This is a genomic window from Mycobacterium sp. NGS39 (assembly GCF_059812765.1).
This window is the reverse complement of record NZ_JCALDH010000005.1, coordinates 14,232-31,512: the sequence shown is the minus strand read 5'-3', so window position 1 is coordinate 31,512 and position 17,281 is coordinate 14,232. Positions and strand designations below refer to the sequence as shown.

The window sequence follows — 17,281 nt, the reverse complement described above, 5'->3', positions numbered from 1 at the left end:
CTCAGGGACCTCCGAAGGCAAGCGCCGGATCCACCGCCACCGCACGCCGGAGCCCGGCAAGGCTGGCCAGCAGACCGATGGCCACAGCGACCGCCGGCAGCGCGAGGTAGGCGCGCATCGGTACCACGACGTTCATCGGGAACAACGGCGCGAGTGCTTGGGCGAGCAGCATCCCCAGCGCCGCGGCCAGCAGCGCGACGACAACGGCCTGCACGGCCAGTCCCGCCAGAATCGACCGCGTCGGCGCGCCGATCGCCTTGAACACCGCGAAATCGCGCAACCGCTCGAGCGCAGAGAGGTACACCACTGACCCGACGATCAACGCCGCCACGATCCACAGCAGCACCGCGACGATGGTGATCGCGTCGACCGCCACCTTCATCGGGCGCATCAGGTCAGTCATGCCAGCCGCCCGATCGACGACCTGGTAGCCGGGCAGTACTTCTTGCGGTGTGCCGACGATCCCTATCGAGGTGACGATCGGCTGACCGCTGAAAGCCAGCTGCTGCACGCCCTCGGTGGTCATGAAGATGTTCGGCATGCGCGCCAGCGCAGTGGAATTGGGCACTATCCCGACGATCCGTAGGGTGCGCTTGCCGACCTGAAGATCGTCGCCGACGTGGCGTCCCAATGTGCTCGACACCGCGACCTCGTCGGCCCTCGACGGGGTGCGCCCCTCCGCGACGGCAGGCATGCCAGGGCCATGCTCCGGCGCCCCGAACGCGGTGGCGTTCTTTGTCGAGGTGCCCTGCCTGATCGTCACCGCGGCCATGGTGAGCGGAGCCGCCGCCACGACACCGGGCGTACTCGCCATCCGGGCGAGATCAACGGGAGCGAATGCCGTGGCGCCCATAAAAGGGCCGTTCGCTCCCGCCTCGATGACGAATCGGTCGACACCCAGGGAATCGACGGTTCGTTGTGATTCGACCCGGAAGCCGTTGGACAGGCCGGTGAGAACCAGCGTCATCGCGAAGACCAATGCGGTGCTGACGATCGCTATGAAAAGCGCCGCCTTCGCCACTGCATGTCGCGTAACGCCGCGAACAGCATGCCGGCGACGTTACCGGGGTCGACCGGCACGCGGCTGCGCTTTGGAAAAGCACCACCGTTGAAGTTTGCTGACAGTCACACAAAGAAGTAGTTCGATTTTGCTACGGGAATGGTCCCGAAAGTGTCAGGATGTTCTCACCCACGGCGTCGGGCGGGGAAATTTCGAGTCCCAGCGCGGTGAAAATAGATTTCGGCGCACCCAGGGAGGTCGGAATGCGCCCTTTCATCCGCGCTGCGGCAGTGGCTTTGCTGACGCTGGGCCTCACCTTCTTGCTGGCCGTGTCGACGACGATGACGTCGGTCGTGCTTGCCGCGACCGCGCTCATCATGGGCGGAACCAAGCATCCGCTCAGTCGGCCGCAGGACACGCAGCAGTTCATCAGCGACTATGTGACCGGCGCCAACGACACCTACATCGACAACACTGGGTTCTGCGGCAATTCGCCCTGCACCCTCGTCGCGGTCTATACCCCCGAACAGTTCCGGTTCGACACCGGGCTCACCGACATGACGTTCGACCAGTCGGTGGCGGCGGGAAAGGCAAACCTCGACCGCTGTATTCGCAACGGCGCCTGCCAAGCGACGGCGCCCCCCTATGACGCCACCGACCCGAACCAAGACGTCACCGACACCAAATATGTGGTGTACGGCTATTCGCAGAGCGCGACCATCGCGACAGACGAAAAGCGCGACCTGATCGCCAACCCGGCCGGCGTTCCCGTGAACTTCGTGCTCGTCGGGAACCCGAACCGACCCAACGGCGGCATCCTCGAGCGCTTCGAGGGGCTGCACATCCCGATCCTGGGAGTGACCGCTGACGGCGCCACGCCCACCAACAACCCGGACGGCACCCCGACGGCTATGACAACCGTCGACGTCGCCCGCCAGTACGACGGCTGGACCGACTTCCCGCTGAACCCGCTGTTTCTGCTGTCCGACCTCAATGCCGCGATGGGCATCTACTACCTCCACGGCGGCAACTACACCGGCATCGGCACACCGCAATTGCAGGGACGGTACGGCGACACCACCTACTACCTCGTTCCGACGCCGGTGCTGCCGCTGCTGATGCCGCTCACGCAGATCCCGGTCATCGGAACCCCGCTTGCACAGACCCTCGACCCGGTGCTGCGGGTGCTGGTGGAGGCGGGCTACGACCGCACGATCAACCCCGGAGCGCCGACGCACGCCAACTTCCTGTACTTCGGCAACCCGATCACCACGCTGGTCAACGCGGTGCGTGCCGTGCCGGTGGGGCTTGACAACGGGATCAGTTACTTCACCGGCAGCCGGCCGCTCGGGACGACGGTTCCCACCTCTCCGTACGGAGTGGGCGGTCCGCCCATCAACGCCGGCTGCGGGGGCGGCGCCAATTGCGGCAGTCCGACCCCGTACGTGGCGGCGAACCCGTCGGCCCAGCTCACCCCGGCCACACCCGCAGAAGATCTGGCGCCCTCCGACCAGAAGCGCACCGAGACGCCGACGCTCAAGAGCGACCCGCCGAAGACCAAGCCGGTCAAGCCGCCGAGGTTGACCAAGCCGGCCGATCTCGTCGCGGCGTTCCGCCCCGACGTGACCAAGCAGCCGACCACACCGCCGGCTGGCAACACGGACGATCCGAAGCCGCCCCGCGTTCGGCTGCCGTCGCTGGCGATCAACAGGCACGCGCCGTCCGGCAACGACACGTCCGACACCCGTTCGGCTTCTGCCGGCAGCGCCGCCGCGAGCACGAAGTAGCCGCCCGAGCGTCAGTGGCTAGGCTGTGGCGCGTGGCTGACATCGTGCCGATCGAGCTGTCTCTTGACGACCGCGACGTGTTCACGCTGTACGCGCCGCGCTGGCGCGACGCCAACGACGAGTGGGAGGCGTTCCTCGGCAAGGACGACGACCTCTACGCGTTCGAGTCGGTAGCCGACCTCGTCGCGTTCGTCCGCTCCGACCACGACAACGACCTCACCGACCACCCGGCGTGGGAAAAGCTCAAAAGCGGGTCGGCCCACAAGCTCAACCCGAAAGACGACAAGCGCTTCGATTTGATCAAGGTCTACGAGCTGCTCGCCGAGAAGCCGACAGCGGAGTCCGTCGAAGAGCTGGCCGGGACGCTGGCGATCGCCTCGGCGATCGGATCGGTCTGCGAGCTGCCTGCGGTGACCAAGTTCTTCAATGGCAACCCGGTGCTGACCGCGGTGTCCGGCGGGATCGAGAACTTCTCCGACAAGGCGGGGCTGCGGCGCTGGGACGAGATCGGCGCGGTCGTCGAGAAGGGCTGGGACAAGGTCATCGACGCGATCGAGGAGGTCATCACCACCCCCGACGTGGACAGCGCGGCCGCGGAGAAAGCCAAGGCCGAACTCGACGAACCGGCGCCCGAGGAGCCCGAGGAGGAAGAAGACAGCGTCGAGCTGGGCGCACAGACCGACGAGGAGACCTCCGAGGAACCCGAGCCGGCTGCCGCGCACGACGTCGTGCTGGGTGGCGACGAGGACTTCTGGGCCAAGGTGGGCATCGACCCGGTCCGGATGATGACGAGCACCGGCACGTTCTACACGCTGCGGTGCTACCTCGACGACACTCCGGTGTTTTTGGGGCGCAACGGCCGGATCAGCGTGTTCGGCTCCGAGCGGGCGCTGGCGCGGTACTTGGCCGACGAGCACGACCACGACCTCTCCGACCTGGCGACCTACGACGACATCCGCACCGCCGCCACCGACGGCTCACTGCGGATCGACGTCACCGAGGACAACGTGTACGTGCTGACCGGCATCGCCGACGACCTGGCCGACGGCCCCGACGCGGTGGACCGCGAGCAACTGGCGCTTGCCGTCGAGCTGCTTCGCGACGTCGGCGACTACTCCCAGGACAGCACGGTCGACAGGATCCTCGAGCCGGATACCCCGCTGGGGCAACTGGTCGCGCATGTGCTCGATCCCGACGGAGTCAGCAAACCCAAACCGCCGTACGTCAAGGCCGTCGACCAGTGGGGCGAGCTGGAAGCGTTCGTCGAGTCGCGCCTGCGCCAGGAGTAGCTACAGCTCGGTGGCACGATCGTGCCGCGGCTCATACAGCCCGAGGCTGCCGCCGCCGGGCAGCGTGATCGTCGTCAAGATCCCCCACCCCTCGTCGGTCGGCGGCGTGCAGCCGATCCCGCGATCGGCAAGCGAGGCGATGGTGGCGTCGAGGTCGTCGCACATCAGATACAGCTCATGGGCGCCCTGGTCGGCGGGATGCACCGCGACCTCGGCGGGCGGCAGCTTGAAGATCAGCCAACCGCCGCCGGCGTCGACATGCGGATAGCCGAGGACGTCGCGGAAGAACGCGCGGTCGGCGTCGGCGTCGGTGCTGTAGACGATGACGTGAGCGCCGGTGATCATCGTGCCCTCCTACCCGATCAGCACCGCGAATCGCGGCTTGATGACGTCGTCGATGATCGCGAGCCGCTCGTCGAACGGGATGAACGCCGATTTCATCGCGTTGATGGTGAAGCGCTGCAAGTCGGCCCAGCCGTAACCGAACGTCTCGACGAGCCGCAGCATTTCCAGGCTCATCGTGGTGTCGCTCATCAACCGGTTGTCGGTGTTGACGGTCACCCGGAACCGCAGCCGCGCCAGCAGGCCGAACGGATGCTCGGCGATGCTGCGCACAGCGCCGGTCTGCACGTTCGAGCTGGGGCACATCTCCAGCGGAATCCGCTTGTCGCGCACGATTGCCGCCACCCGGCCGAGGTGGTGGCTGCCGTCGGCCCGCTCCTCGATGTCGTCGACGATCCGCACGCCGTGGCCCAGCCGGTCGGCGCCGCAGAACGCGATCGCCTCGTGGATGGACGGCAGCCCGAATGCCTCTCCCGCGTGAATCGTGAAGCGGCCGCTGTTGTTTCGCATGTATTCGAAGGCGTCGAGATGACGGGTCGGCGGGTGTCCCGCCTCGGCGCCGGCGATGTCGAAGCCGACCACGCCCTTGTCCCGGAACCGGATCGCCAGCTCGGCGATCTCCAGTGAGCGGGCGGCGTGGCGCATCGCGGTGACCAGGCACCGCACGGTGATGGTCCGGCCGTCGGCGCGCACGGCCTTCTCGCCGTCGGCGAATCCGGCCAGCACCGCGTCCACCACCTCGTCGAGCGACAGGCCGTCGTCGATGTGCAGCTCCGGCGCGAACCGGACCTCGGCGTAGACGACGTTGTCGGCGGCCAGGTCCTCGACACACTCGTAGGCCACCCGATACAGCGCAGCCTGGGTTTGCATTATGCCGACGGTGTGTGCGAACGGCGCGAGGTAGCGCTCCAGCGAGCCGCTGTGCGCGGAGGTGGCGAACCAGGTCGCAAGAGCGTCGACGTCAGTGGCCGGCAGGTCGCGGTAACCGCACTGGTCGGCGAGCTCGAGCACGGTCGCCGGGCGCAGGCCGCCGTCGAGGTGGTCGTGCAGCAGGGCCTTGGGCGCCCGACCGATCGTGTCCAGGTTCAGCGGAGCCGTCATCCCACGATTCTGTCGATCACAAGCGGCCTGCGGGTGAACATCCCCACACGCCAGCCGTCGAGTTCTGCCAACGCGGGCGCCAAGCGCTCCGCGGTGTCGGTGTAGAGCGTGAACACCGGCTCGCCGGCGACCACCTGCTCCCCCGGCCGGCGGTGGATTCGCACCCCGGCGCCGGGCTGCACGGGATCGCCCGGCCGTGCTCGGCCCGCGCCGAGCCGCCACGCCGCCATCGCCACCGCCATCGCGTCGATGTCGCCGACGGTGCCGCTTCGGTCCGCGGTAACGGTCTCGGTGTTCGCGCCCAGCGGCAGCGGCTTGCCCAGGTCGCCACCCTGCGCGGCGACCACCGCGCGGAAGGAGTCCATTGCCGACCCGTCACGCAGGGTGTCCGCCGGGTCGCGGCCGTCGAGGCCGGCCGCGTCGAGCATCTCGGTGGCCAGCGCCAGGGTCAGCTCCACGACGTCGTCGGGCCCGCCGCCGCCCAGCACCTCCAGCGCTTCGGCGACCTCGACCGCGTTGCCGACCGCACGCCCGAGTGGGGTGTTCATGTCGGTCAGCAGCGCGCGGGTCGCCAGACCGTGGGCGGCACCGAGCTCGACCATCGTGCGGGCCAGCTCACGCACCTCCGCCTCGGTTTTCAGAAACGCTCCCGAGCCGACCTTGCAGTCGAGAACCAGCGCGCTGACGCCCTCGGCGATTTTCTTGCTCATCACCGAGCTGGCGATCAGCGGCAACGACTCGGTGGTCGCGGTGACGTCGCGCAGCGCATAGATCTTGCGGTCGGCCGGGGCCAGCTCGCCCGGTGCGAAGATCGCCGCGCCGACATCTTGAAGTTGTTGATGCAGTTGGTGTTTCGTGAGTTCAGCGGTGAACCCTGGAATTGACTCGAGCTTGTCCAGCGTGCCGCCGGTGTGGCCGAGCCCCCGACCGGCTGCCTGCGGCACGGCGCCGCCGCACGCGACGACGACGGGCATGACGGTGAGCGTGAGCTTGTCACCGACGCCGCCGGTGGAGTGCTTGTCGACAGTGGGCCGGCCGATGTCCGAGAAGTCGAACCGCTGTCCTGAGGCCACCATCGCCGCGGTCCACTGGGCGATCTCGTCGCGGTCCATCCCGCGCAGGAAGATCGCCATCAGCAGCGCCGACATCTGCTCGTCGGCGACCTCGCCCGCGGTGTAGGCGTGCACCACCCAGTCGATCGCCTCGCCGGACAGGCGGTGGCCGTCGCGCTTGGCCCGGATCACGGTGGGCGCGTCGAAGTTCATCGCTGCAGGTCGTCCGGCCCGAACGCGTGCGGCAACAGCTCGGCGAGGCGGCGCGCACCGCCGGGCGCATCGACCAGCAGTTCCGGGCCGCCGTGCTCCATCAACAGCTGCCGGCAGCGCCCGCACGGCATCAGCGGCCGGCCGCCCCCGTCGACGCAGGCCAACGCGACCAGCCGCCCGCCCCCACCGCTGTGCAGCGCGCACACGACCGCGCACTCGGCGCACAGCGCCAGTCCGTACGAGGCGTTCTCGACGTTGCAGCCGGCCACCACGCGGCCGTCGTCCACCAGCGCCGCGGCACCGACCGGGAACCGCGAATACGGCGCGTAGGCACGGTCAGCTAGGCTAGTTGCCTTGCCGCGCAATGCTTTCCAGTCGATGTCTGCGCCCACCGTCGCCGCTTTCGCCGTCGTCATCGGATCAACGCCTTACCCTAGTGGCCCCGACGCATGGTTCGGGACGAAGGGGCGGCAGGGTTTACTGTCGTCATGAGCACCACGTCGATGGAGCGCAAGGCCGTCCGCCGCGGCGATCCTGGGATCTGGTTGTGGGTGCTGCACCGCATCTCGGGGGCGGCGATCTTCTTCTTCCTCTTCGTCCACGTCCTCGACACCGCGCTGGTGCGGGTCAGCCCTCAGGCCTACGACCAGGTGGTCGCGCTCTACAAGACGCCGGTCGTCGGCCTCATGGAGGCGGTACTGGTGGCCGCGGTGCTCTTTCACGCGCTCAACGGGATCCGCGTGGTCGTCGTCGACTTCCTGTCGCCTCGTGAGCGCCTCCAGATGTTCTTGCGGTGGGCCGTCATCATCCTGTGGCTGGCCGCGGTGATTCCGGCGCTGATCGTGCTGGGCGCGCACCTGGTGCAGCGATCGTGACGCCGGTGGATGCGCCCCGCTCTCCGCGGGGCCGGCGGTTCGAGAGGTCCGCGTGGCTTTTCGTGCGGTTCTCCGGGCTCGCGCTCGTGGTGCTGGCGGTGGGACACCTGTACGTCACGCTGATCGCCGACGACGGTGTACACCGGATCGACTTCAATTTCGTTGCTGCACAATGGCATTCGCCATGGTTGCGGATATGGGATCTGCTGCTGCTGTGGCTGGCGCAGCTGCACGGCGGCAACGGCATGCGCGTGATCATCGACGACTACGCCCGCAAGGACTCCACCCGGCGCTGGCTCAAGGGCCTGCTCGCGGTGTCGATGACGTTCACCCTGGTGCTCGGCACCTACGTGATCGTCACGTTCGACCCCAACGTCTCGTGATTTCGGCTGTCACACATCGGTGGGCTGCGGCGTCTAAGGGGTATGACCAACACCCGCATCCCGCCTCTGCCCCCTCACCGCGCCAATCTGCTGACCCGGCTGATGTACCGCTACGCCAAGCGCCGGTTCGGCGAAGTGCCCGAACCGTTCGCGGTCGCGGCTCATCACCCCGGCCTGCTGACGGCCAATGCGGTCCACGAGACCGCGCTGCAGAAGGCCTCGACCAAGCTGCCCGCGAACGTCCGCGAGCTCGCCGTGTACTGGACCGCCCGCACCGTCGGCTGCTCGTGGTGCGTGGACTTCGGCTCGATGCTGATCCGCCTCGAGGGCCTGGACCTGGAGCGGCTCAAGCACATTGACGACTACGCCACCTCGCCGCTGTACGACGACGACGAGCGCGCCGCGATCGCCTACGCCGACGCGATGACCCGCGACCCGCACACCGTCACCGACGAACAAGTGGCCGATCTGCGACGCCGTTTCGGCGACGCCGGGGTGATCGAGCTGACTTACCAGATCGGCGTCGAGAACATGCGAGCCCGGATGAACACCGCGCTGGGCATCACCGAACAGGGCTTCAGCTCTGGTGAGGCGTGCCGGGTTCCGTGGGCCGACGATCAGCGGCCAGCGGCGAACCGGTGAACTTGTCCGGGTTGGCCACGTCCCAGACGGCCGCGACCTTGCCGTCGCGCACGGCGACCGCGATGATCCTCGGGTGCACGGGCTCGTGGCCGTCGCTGCCGGGGCTGCCGACCGAATAGGCGCCGAGTTCGCCGTTCACCAGCGCCAGCCGGCTCGACTCCAGCCAGCCGGGACCGTAGCGGCGGGCCAGCCCGAACAGGAACCGCGCCACCTTGTCCGGACCTGTGATCGTATGAATTGCGGTGCGGGTCTTGCCATTTGCGTCGCCGACGAGCGTGACGTCGGGGTGCAGCAGTCCGATCACCGCATCCATGTCACCCTCGGCCATCGCGGCCAGCAGCCGGCCCACCACCTCGTCGTGCGACGCATCCACCGGCCGCGCAAGCGGCTCGTCGCCGACGATCCGGCGGGCACGCGACGCCAATTGCCGCGCCGACGCCTCCGTCGTACCCAGAATCGACGCGATCTCCGAAAACGGCACCCCGAAGCCGTCGTGCAGCACGAACGCCACCCGCTGATCCGGCGTCAACCGCTCCAGCACCACCATCGCCGCGTACCGTGCGTCTTCGTCGGCGACCACCGCGGCCAGCGGATCATCGGTGCCGGGAGTGGTGACCACCGGTTCCGGAAGCCACTCCCCCACATAGGTTTCGCGCCGTCTGGCCGCTGACCGCAGCCGGTCCAGCGCCAGCCTGCTCACCACTCTGGTCAGCCAAGCCCGCAAGTCCCCGGGCTCGTCTCCGGAGTGCTGCCACCGCAACCACGCATCCTGTACCGCGTCCTCGGCGTCGGCCACTGTGCCGGTGAGCCGGTAACCCACCGAAAGCAGATGAGGGCGCAAAGCCTCGAACTCGTCGACCCGCTGCGCTGCGGTCATTCACCAGAGTCTATTAGCGGCCGGCCGACCACGCTTCGAAGGCCATGATTCTTCGCTCACCCAATCCGTTGCGTGCATCCGGAAGCCACGAGTCAAAGCGTCGTCTGGGTTGCCCACGACGACGGAATCCGTGCCAGAATCTTTCCCATGCCCAGCACCGACGGCCAACTCGACGAGCTGTCGAAAGCGATCATCGAGCAGCTGCAGGAGGACGGCCGCCGGTCCTACGCCGGAATCGGTAAGGCAGTGGGATTGTCGGAAGCCGCTGTGCGCCAACGGGTTCAGCGGATGATCGACGCAGGAGTGATGCAGATCGTCGCCGTGACCGACCCGATGCAGCTGGGCTTCGCCCGCCAGGCGTTGATCGGCATCCGCTGCACCGGCGACTCCGGCAAGCTCGCCGAGCAGCTGGCCGCATTGACGTCGGTCGACTACGTGGTGCTGACCGCCGGCTCCTTCGACGTGATCGCCGAAGTCGTCTGCGAGGACGACGACCACTTGCTGGGTTTGCTCAACACCCAGATCCGGGCGCTGCCCGGCGTCACGTGTGCTGAGACACTGGTTTACCTCAAACTCGTCAAGCAGCAATACAATTGGGGCACGCGATGACCACAAGCGGTCCCACCCAGAACATTTCGGCTGACCTGTCGGCGAAGGCAGACCGCTACCTGTGGGGCCATTTCGCCCGGCACGGCGCCGGCATCACCCCGCCGGTCATCACTCGCGGTGAGGGCGTGCGGATTTGGGACAACCACGGCAGGTGCTACCTCGACGGGCTGTCCGGACTGTTCGTCGTCCAGGTGGGCCATGGCCGCGCAGAACTGGCTGACGCCGCCGCCCGGCAAGCCAGGCAGCTGGAGTTTTTTCCGCTGTGGTCTTACGCCACCCCGCCGGCGATCGAACTGGCCGAACGGCTGGCGCACTACGCGCCGGGCGACCTGAACCGGGTGTTCTTCACCACCGGCGGCGGCGAGGCGGTGGAAACCGCGTGGAAGCTGGCCAAGCAGTATTTCAAGCTGGTCGGCAAACCCCATAAGTACAAGGTGATTTCGCGGTCGATCGCCTACCACGGCACCCCGCACGGCGCGCTCGCGATCACCGGCCTACCGAACTTCAAGAAGCCGTTCGAGCCACTGCCACCGGGCACCTTCCGGGTGCCCAACACCAACTTCTACCGCGCGCCCGCGCCGGTGAACACCGACGCCAAGGAGTTCGGGCGCTGGGCTGCAGACCGGATCGCCGAGGTGATCGAATCCGAAGGGCCCGACACCGTCGCCGCGGTGTTCCTCGAGCCGGTGCAGAACGCGGGCGGGTGCTTCCCGCCGCCACCCGCCTACTTCGAGCGGGTACGCGAAATCTGCGACGAGTACGACGTTCTCCTGGTGTCCGACGAAGTGATCTGCGCGTTCGGCCGGATCGGGTCGATGTTCGCGTGTGACGACTTCGGCTACGTCCCCGACATGATCACCTGCGCGAAGGGCATGTCGTCGGGCTACTCGCCGATCGGCGCGATGATCGCCTCCGACCGGCTGTTCGAACCGTTCAACGACGGTAAGACGACATTTCCGCACGGCTACACGTTCGGCGGCCATCCCGTGTCGTCCGCGGTCGCACTGGCCAACTTCGACGTCTTCGAACGCGAGCGCATCAACGACCACGTCAAGCACAACGCCGCCGCGCTGCGCACTACGCTGCAAAGGCTTTACGACCTGCCTATCGTCGGCGACGTCCGGGGCGAAGGCTACTTCTACGCCGTCGAGCTGGTGAAGGACAAGGCCGACAAGGTGACGTTCACCGACGAGGAGAGCGAACGGCTGCTGCGGGGATTCTTGTCGTCGGCACTGCTGGAGGCGGGCCTGTACTGCCGCGCCGACGACCGCGGCGATCCCGTGGTGCAGCTCGCACCGCCGCTGATCAGCGGGCAGGCCGAGTTCGACGAGATCGAGCAGATCCTGCGCCACGTGCTGTCGGAGGCGTGGCGGCGCCTGTAGGCGATGTGGCAGACCTGTGACCGGCAAGCGGCGGGTCATGACGGCTGCCGTGACCTTCGTCCCGTAACCTGCGGTCTCGATGGGTGGGTTGACGAAGATCGGCCGGCGCGCACTGTGCGCGGCTTCGGCAGCGGTGCTGATGGGCTTTCCGACGCTGGGCGGCATGCCGCCGGCGTCCGCCGAGCCGGTTGCGGCCCCTGACACACCTTCGTGCCCGTACCGGGTGACCACCCCGCCTGCCGTCGACGAATCCGAGGTGCCGACCGCCGGAGAGGCCCCGCAGCCGTTGCCGGTTCCGGCCAAACCGATGGGCGGTGACGCACTGAGCGGCTGCGGGGTGGTCGTCGCGCCCAACACCCCGCCGCTGCCCAACGACGTCTCCGCCGACGCGTGGCTCGTCGCGGACCTCGACACCGGCGCCGTGGTCGCCGCCAAGGATCCACACGGACGGCACCGGCCCGCCAGCATCATCAAGGTGCTGGTTGCGATGCAGGCGATCAACGAACTCGGCATCGGGAAGGTGGTCACCGGCACCGCCGAGGACGGCAACGCCGAGGGCACCCGCGTCGGCGTCGACCAGGGCGGCACCTACACGGTCTTCCAGCTGCTGCACGGGCTGCTGATGCACTCCGGCAACGACGCCGCGCATGCGCTCGCGATGCAGCTGGGCGGCATGGACGTCGCGCTGGGCAAGATCAACGCGCTGGCGCGCAAGCTCGGCGCCACCGACACCCGTGCCGCCACCCCGTCCGGCCTGGACGGCCCCGGGATGAGCACGTCGGCCTACGACATGGGCCTGTTCTACCGGTATGCCTGGCAGAACCCGATCTTCGCGCAGATCGTCGCCACCAAGACGTTCGAGTTCCCCGGTCACCCGGCCCGGCCCAATGTTCCCGGCGACGAGCCGCACCCCGCCTACACGCTCGAGAACGACAACCAGCTCCTTTATAACTATCCGGGCGCGATGGGCGGCAAGACGGGCTACACCGACGACGCCGGCCAGACGTTCGTCGGTGCGGCCAACCGCGACGGCCGGCGCCTGATGGCGGTGCTGCTGCACGGCACCCGCCAGCCCATCCCGCCGTGGCAGCAGGCGGCGCATCTGCTGGACTACGGCTTCGCGACGCCGCCGGGCACCATGGTGGGCAAGCTGGTGGAGCCGGACCCGTCGCTGGTGCCCAAGACCGCTTCTGACACCAGCGCCCCGTCGGCCGCGGCGGGCCTGCCGGCTTCGATGAACGACCTGCCGGTGCGCGTCGGTGTCGCGATCGTGGGCGCGTTGATCGTGTTCGGCTTGATCCTGGCCGCCCGCTCGATCAACCGCCGCGCACAAAGCTAGTCCTTCGCCGATTCCAGATCGCCTTTGAGGCAAATGCCTCATGCGCCGTTGGCCGACGCATACCAGCATCGGGCCATGACCTCGAAGAACCACGCGCTCGCCGTCGCAGGCCACCACCCCGCCAGTGCTGCAGAAACCGCCGGCACAGAGGTCGAGCCAGCTCCATCGCCGAGCGTGCGCTGGCTGCGACGATTCGGCCGGATTCTCGCAGTGAGTTCACATTCGGCGCATGAGCCGTGAAAGGCCTAGCGCCCCAAGGGCCCCCAACGCACCGGCGATGAAAGCCGCACGCAACCCGACGCCCTCGGAAGTACGTGGCGCAATGATCGCGGCGTCCGGCGGCACCACCGGTGCGGCGGCGAGGTTTTCCGACGACGTCGCCGCCCACGCCGTCGCGAACAACACCAGCCGCGCCGTGATGTAGGCGAATACCAAGAGACCCAGCACCGGCCCGAACGTCGCCCCCGCCGGCCCATGCATGACCGTCGCCAGATACAACGACCCCAGCTGCTTGAACACCTCGAAACCCACCGCGGCCAGCAGCCCGGCGCGCAGCGAGCTGCGCACGCTCAGCGACTCCCGCGGCAGCCGGGCGATCATCCACGCGAACAACAGCCAGGAAACCAGCACCGACGCCAGCACCGATGTGATCTGCAGTGCCACGCCGACCCCCGGAAGATGAGCAATGCCCAACCAGCGCAACACTTTTCGCATCAGACCCGCGGTCGACAGCGCCGACAACCCGATGGTGACGACGAGTGCAAGGAACACTGACAGCAGCGCGCCGAGATCCGACAGCTTGGTACGCACAAAGCTTCCGGCTTCGTGCCGCTGGTCCCACATCGCGCTCAGCGCCTCGCGGATGTTGGCCATCCAGCCCAGGCCCGCCCACAGCGCGGTGGCCAGGCCGATGACGCCCACGGACGTCCGCGATTCGATCGCGGCGGCGATGAGTTCGACGATCTGGTGGCCGAATTCGCCCGACACCGTGTGCTTGACGCGATCCTCGAGCTGTGCGAGCAGCTCTGGTTGGCGCGACAACACGAACCCGGCGATCGCGAACGCCACCATGAGCAACGGAAACAACGCGAACACCGTGAAGTACGTGATCCCTGCGGCGAAGAAGTCGCCGTTGGCGTCGCGGTAGCGCTGCTGAGCCCGCATCACATGGTCGAACCAGCCATAGCGTGCCCGCAGCCGATCGAGGATGCCCGGCTTGTCCGGCATGGGCTGTCTCCTGTTAGGGAATCTGCAAGAACCCTAGCCGCTCATAGACATTGGCGATCGTCTTTGCCGACACCTCGCGGGCCCGGTCGGCGCCCTTCTTCAGAATCGCTTCCAACTCGGTTGTGTCGCTCAGTAATTCGTCGACACGCGCCCGGATGGGGGTGACGAACTCCACGACCGCGTCGGCGGTGTCTCGCTTGAGGTCGCCGTAGCCGCGGCCCGCATAGCCCTCGACCAGCTTGTCGACGTCGGTGCCGGTGATCGCCGATTGGATGGTCAGCAGGTTCGACACTCCCGGCTGGTTCTGCGGGTCGTAGCGGACCTCCCGACCACTGTCGGTGACCGCCGAGCGGATCTTCTTCGCGGTGATCTTCGGATCGTCGAGCAGATTGATCAACCCCGCCTCGGTGGGCGCCGACTTGCTCATCTTCGACGTCGGGTCGCTCAAGTCGTAGATCTTGGCCGTCGCCTTCGGGATCAGCACCTCGGGCACCACGAAAGTGCCCGGGAAGCGGCCGTTGAAACGCTGTGCGACGTCACGCGCCAGCTCCAGATGCTGACGCTGATCCTCACCGACCGGCACCAGATCGGTGTCGTACAACAACACGTCGGCAGCCATCAGCACCGGATAGGTAAACAGCCCGACCGTGGTCGACTCGGTGCCCTGCCGCAAAGCCTTATCCTTGAACTGCGTCATGCGCGACGCCTGCCCGTAGCCGGTGAAACAGCCCAGCACCCAAGCCAATTCGGTGTGGGCGGGCACGTGGCTCTGCACGAAGATGGTGCTGCGGGCCGGGTCGATTCCCAAGGCCAGATACTGCGCGGCGGTCACCAGCGTGCGCCGGCGCAACACATCTGGATCCTGCGGGACGGTGATCGCGTGCAGGTCGACCACGCAGAAGAACGCGTCGAACTCGTCCTGCAGCCCCACCCAGTGCGTCACCGCGCCCAGGGCGTTGCCCAGGTGCAGCGAGTCGGAGGTCGGCTGAACGCCGGAGAAGACGCGTTTCTGCTTGCTCATGATCGGCCAATCTTTTCACCCACGGGCGTCCTGCGCGCTTGCGGTACCCGCGGTACCGCCTTTATGGTCGCCATCATGCGCGAGCGTGCCCCCATTCACCTCGGCTCCGGCGAGCCGATGCTTCTGCTGCACCCGTTCATGATGTCGCAGAACGTCTGGAAGAAAGTCGCCCCGCGGATCGCGGACACTGGGCGCTACGAGGTGTTCGCGCCGACCATGGCCGGCCACAACGGCGGCCCGAAAGGCAGTTGGAAGCTCGACAGCGCCACGCTCGCCGATCATCTGGAGCGCCAGCTCGACGACCTCGGCTGGAAAACCGCCCACATCGTGGGCAACTCGCTGGGCGGCTGGGTGGCGTTCGAGCTGGAGCGCCGGGGCCGTGCCCGCACGATCACCGCGATCGCTCCGGCGGGCGGCTGGCACCAGTGGTCGCCGGTGAAGTTCGAGATCGTCGCCAAGTTCCTGGCCGGCGCGCCGCTGTATGTGCTGGTGAAGCTGCTCGGCCCGCGGGTGCTGAGCCTGCCGTTCAGCCGATATCTCGCGCACTTCCCGATCAGCGCATCACCGGAAACCCTGCCCGAGAGCGACCTGCTCGACATCATCGACGACGTCCGCAACTGCCCGGCCTACTACCAGCTGCTGATGAAGTCGTTGATGGCGCCCGGGCTGATGGAACTGGCCGAGACCTGCACCCCGACGCACCTGGTGATCTGCGAGAAGGACCGGGTTCTGCCGCATCCGCGCTACACCCGGCACTTCCACACCCACATCCCGGAGATCACCCAGGTCACCGAGCTCGACGGCGTCGGCCACATCCCGATGTTCGAGGCCCCCGAGCGCGTCACCGACGTGATCCTGAAGTGGGTCGACGAGCACCTCGGGACGCCGCCCGTGCAGTCGACGGGTTAACCCTCGGCGAGCGCTTTCTGCAGGTTGTCGTCGAGGGCGGCCATGAAGTCCTCGGTGGTCAGCCACTCCTGGTCGGGACCGATCAGCGCCGCGAGGTCCTTGGTCATCTGCCCGCCCTCGACGGTGTCGACCACCACGCTCTCCAGCTTCTGCGCGAACTCGATCACCTCAGGGGTGTCGTCGAGTTTGCCGCGGTGCTCCAGCGCCCGCGTCCACGCGAAGATCGACGCGATCGGGTTCGTCGACGTCGGCTTGCCCTGCTGGTGCAGCCGGAAGTGTCGCGTCACGGTGCCGTGCGCCGCCTCGGCCTCGACGATCTTGCCGTCGGGTGTCATCAGCACCGACGTCATCAACCCCAGCGACCCGTAACCCTGCGCGACGGCGTCCGACTGCACGTCGCCGTCGTAGTTCTTGCACGCCCAGACGTAGCCGCCCTCCCACTTCAGCGCCGAGGCGACCATGTCGTCGATCAACCGGTGCTCGTAGGTCAGGCCGTTGCGCTCGAACTCGTCTTTGAACTCCTCGTCGTAGATGCGCTGGAACTCGTCCTTGAACATCCCGTCGTAGGCCTTGAGGATCGTGTTCTTGGTCGACAGGTAGACCGGATAGCGCTCTTTCAGCCCGTACTTGAACGACGCGCGCGCGAAGTCGGAGATCGAGCGCTTGAAGTTGTACATGCCCATGATCACCCCGCCCTCGTCGGGGATGTGGACGACCTCCTGCTGGACGGGCTCGCTGCCGTCGTCGGGAGTGAAGGTGATCGTGAACGTGCCCGGCCGGTCGAACGCGAAGTTCTCGGCCCGATACTGGTCGCCGAACGCGTGGCGGCCGATGATGATCGGCTTGGTCCAGCCGGGCACCAGGCGGGGGACGTTGTTGATCACGATCGGTGCACGAAAGATGGTGCCGCCGAGGATGTTTCGGATCGTCCCATTGGGCGACAGCCACATCTTCTTGAGGTTGAACTCCTTGACCCGGGCCTCGTCGGGGGTGATCGTCGCGCATTTCACGCCGACACCGTGCTTTTGGATCGCATGCGCGGCGTCGACGGTCACCTGGTCGTCGGTTTCGTCGCGGTGCTCGATGCCGAGGTCGTAATACTCGAGGTCGATGTCCAAGTGGGGCAGGATCAGCGTGTCCTTGATGGACTTCCAAATGACCCGGGTCATCTCGTCGCCGTCGAGCTCCACGACGGTGCCTTCGACCTTGACCTTGGACATGGTCGCCACACTA

General features: G+C 67.3%; 17 protein-coding genes and 1 pseudogene. 9 read left to right on the top strand and 9 right to left on the bottom strand.

The genetic code is table 11. From position 1 onward, the window contains the following. Position 1: 1 nt before the first annotated feature. Positions 2-1,050, bottom strand: a pseudogene (locus tag AC5Y39_RS08580) (ABC transporter permease). A 213-nt stretch (positions 1,051-1,263) separates the two neighbouring features. On the opposite strand from AC5Y39_RS08580, the gene AC5Y39_RS08575 reads away from it, so the two are divergent. Further along, the gene (locus AC5Y39_RS08575) at positions 1,264-2,787 is read left to right on the top strand and encodes a PE-PPE domain-containing protein (protein WP_500021417.1); all 1,524 of its coding nucleotides are present in this window, start codon (positions 1,264-1,266) and stop codon (positions 2,785-2,787) included. Positions 2,788-2,819: 32 nt separating this feature from the next. Further along, positions 2,820-4,076: a protein export chaperone SatS gene (gene satS, locus AC5Y39_RS08570; RefSeq protein ID WP_500021418.1), complete on the top strand. Its 1,257-nt coding sequence runs from the start codon at positions 2,820-2,822 to the stop codon at positions 4,074-4,076. Here the strand turns inward: satS and AC5Y39_RS08565 are convergent, their stop codons facing one another. The 4 genes from AC5Y39_RS08565 to AC5Y39_RS08550 are packed head-to-tail and all read right to left on the bottom strand — an operon-like array spanning position 4,077 to position 7,200. Next, positions 4,077-4,421, bottom strand: coding sequence for a VOC family protein (locus AC5Y39_RS08565; RefSeq protein WP_500021419.1), 345 nt, complete (start codon positions 4,419-4,421; stop codon positions 4,077-4,079). It lies immediately after the preceding gene. A 9-nt stretch (positions 4,422-4,430) separates the two neighbouring features. Then, the gene (locus tag AC5Y39_RS08560; protein WP_500021420.1) at positions 4,431-5,519 is read right to left on the bottom strand and encodes an adenosine deaminase; all 1,089 of its coding nucleotides are present in this window, start codon (positions 5,517-5,519) and stop codon (positions 4,431-4,433) included. Then, complete coding sequence (locus AC5Y39_RS08555) at positions 5,516-6,784, bottom strand: thymidine phosphorylase (protein ID WP_500021421.1); 1,269 nt, start codon at positions 6,782-6,784, stop codon at positions 5,516-5,518. Before AC5Y39_RS08555 ends, AC5Y39_RS08560 begins: the two co-directional genes overlap by 4 nt. After that, on the bottom strand, positions 6,781-7,200 hold the full coding sequence (locus AC5Y39_RS08550; protein WP_500021423.1) for a cytidine deaminase: 420 nt from the start codon (positions 7,198-7,200) through the stop codon (positions 6,781-6,783). Before AC5Y39_RS08550 ends, AC5Y39_RS08555 begins: the two co-directional genes overlap by 4 nt. Before the next feature lie 72 nt (positions 7,201-7,272). On the opposite strand from AC5Y39_RS08550, the gene sdhC reads away from it, so the two are divergent. From sdhC to AC5Y39_RS08535, 3 genes are read left to right on the top strand one after another with little or no spacing between them, the layout of a single operon-like run. Then, complete coding sequence (gene sdhC, locus AC5Y39_RS08545; RefSeq protein WP_500021425.1) at positions 7,273-7,659, top strand: succinate dehydrogenase, cytochrome b556 subunit; 387 nt, start codon at positions 7,273-7,275, stop codon at positions 7,657-7,659. Further along, positions 7,653-8,042, top strand: a complete 390-nt coding sequence (locus AC5Y39_RS08540; protein ID WP_500021462.1) for a succinate dehydrogenase hydrophobic membrane anchor subunit — start codon at positions 7,653-7,655, stop codon at positions 8,040-8,042. Before sdhC ends, AC5Y39_RS08540 begins: the two co-directional genes overlap by 7 nt. A 42-nt stretch (positions 8,043-8,084) precedes the next feature. Further along, a complete protein-coding gene (locus AC5Y39_RS08535) occupies positions 8,085-8,684 on the top strand; it encodes a carboxymuconolactone decarboxylase family protein (protein WP_500021427.1) in 600 nt (199 codons plus the stop codon). On the opposite strand, the gene AC5Y39_RS08530 is transcribed toward AC5Y39_RS08535, so the two are convergent. Further along, complete coding sequence (locus tag AC5Y39_RS08530) at positions 8,620-9,561, bottom strand: sigma-70 family RNA polymerase sigma factor (protein WP_500021429.1); 942 nt, start codon at positions 9,559-9,561, stop codon at positions 8,620-8,622. The two genes, AC5Y39_RS08535 and AC5Y39_RS08530, sit on opposite strands and share 65 nt — an antisense overlap. 147 nt (positions 9,562-9,708) lie before the next feature. Here AC5Y39_RS08530 and AC5Y39_RS08525 point away from each other — a divergent pair, with 147 nt between their 5' ends. From AC5Y39_RS08525 to AC5Y39_RS08515, 3 genes are all read left to right on the top strand, one after another. Next, a complete protein-coding gene (locus AC5Y39_RS08525; protein ID WP_500021431.1) occupies positions 9,709-10,170 on the top strand; it encodes an Lrp/AsnC family transcriptional regulator in 462 nt (153 codons plus the stop codon). Next, positions 10,167-11,552, top strand: a complete 1,386-nt coding sequence (locus AC5Y39_RS08520; RefSeq protein WP_500021433.1) for an aspartate aminotransferase family protein — start codon at positions 10,167-10,169, stop codon at positions 11,550-11,552. The genes AC5Y39_RS08525 and AC5Y39_RS08520 overlap by 4 nt, the downstream gene beginning before the upstream one ends. A 139-nt stretch (positions 11,553-11,691) precedes the next feature. Beyond that, positions 11,692-12,891: a D-alanyl-D-alanine carboxypeptidase family protein gene (locus AC5Y39_RS08515; protein ID WP_500021464.1), complete on the top strand. Its 1,200-nt coding sequence runs from the start codon at positions 11,692-11,694 to the stop codon at positions 12,889-12,891. A gap of 216 nt (positions 12,892-13,107) precedes the next feature. On the opposite strand, the gene yhjD is transcribed toward AC5Y39_RS08515, so the two are convergent. Both yhjD and trpS read right to left on the bottom strand, forming a co-directional pair. After that, a complete protein-coding gene (gene yhjD, locus AC5Y39_RS08510) occupies positions 13,108-14,118 on the bottom strand; it encodes an inner membrane protein YhjD (protein WP_500021435.1) in 1,011 nt (336 codons plus the stop codon). Positions 14,119-14,131: 13 nt separating this feature from the next. Beyond that, the gene (gene trpS, locus AC5Y39_RS08505; protein ID WP_500021437.1) at positions 14,132-15,139 is read right to left on the bottom strand and encodes a tryptophan--tRNA ligase; all 1,008 of its coding nucleotides are present in this window, start codon (positions 15,137-15,139) and stop codon (positions 14,132-14,134) included. 75 nt (positions 15,140-15,214) lie between these two features. Here trpS and ephH point away from each other — a divergent pair, with 75 nt between their 5' ends. Further along, on the top strand, positions 15,215-16,048 hold the full coding sequence (gene ephH / locus AC5Y39_RS08500; RefSeq protein WP_500021439.1) for an epoxide hydrolase EphH: 834 nt from the start codon (positions 15,215-15,217) through the stop codon (positions 16,046-16,048). Here ephH and AC5Y39_RS08495 read toward each other — a convergent pair. Further along, positions 16,045-17,268 carry an NADP-dependent isocitrate dehydrogenase gene (locus tag AC5Y39_RS08495; protein WP_500021441.1) on the bottom strand — a complete coding sequence of 408 codons (1,224 nt, stop codon included), beginning with the start codon at positions 17,266-17,268 and terminating at the stop codon, positions 16,045-16,047. The genes ephH and AC5Y39_RS08495 overlap by 4 nt on opposite strands. Between the last annotated feature and the right edge of the window lie 13 nt (positions 17,269-17,281).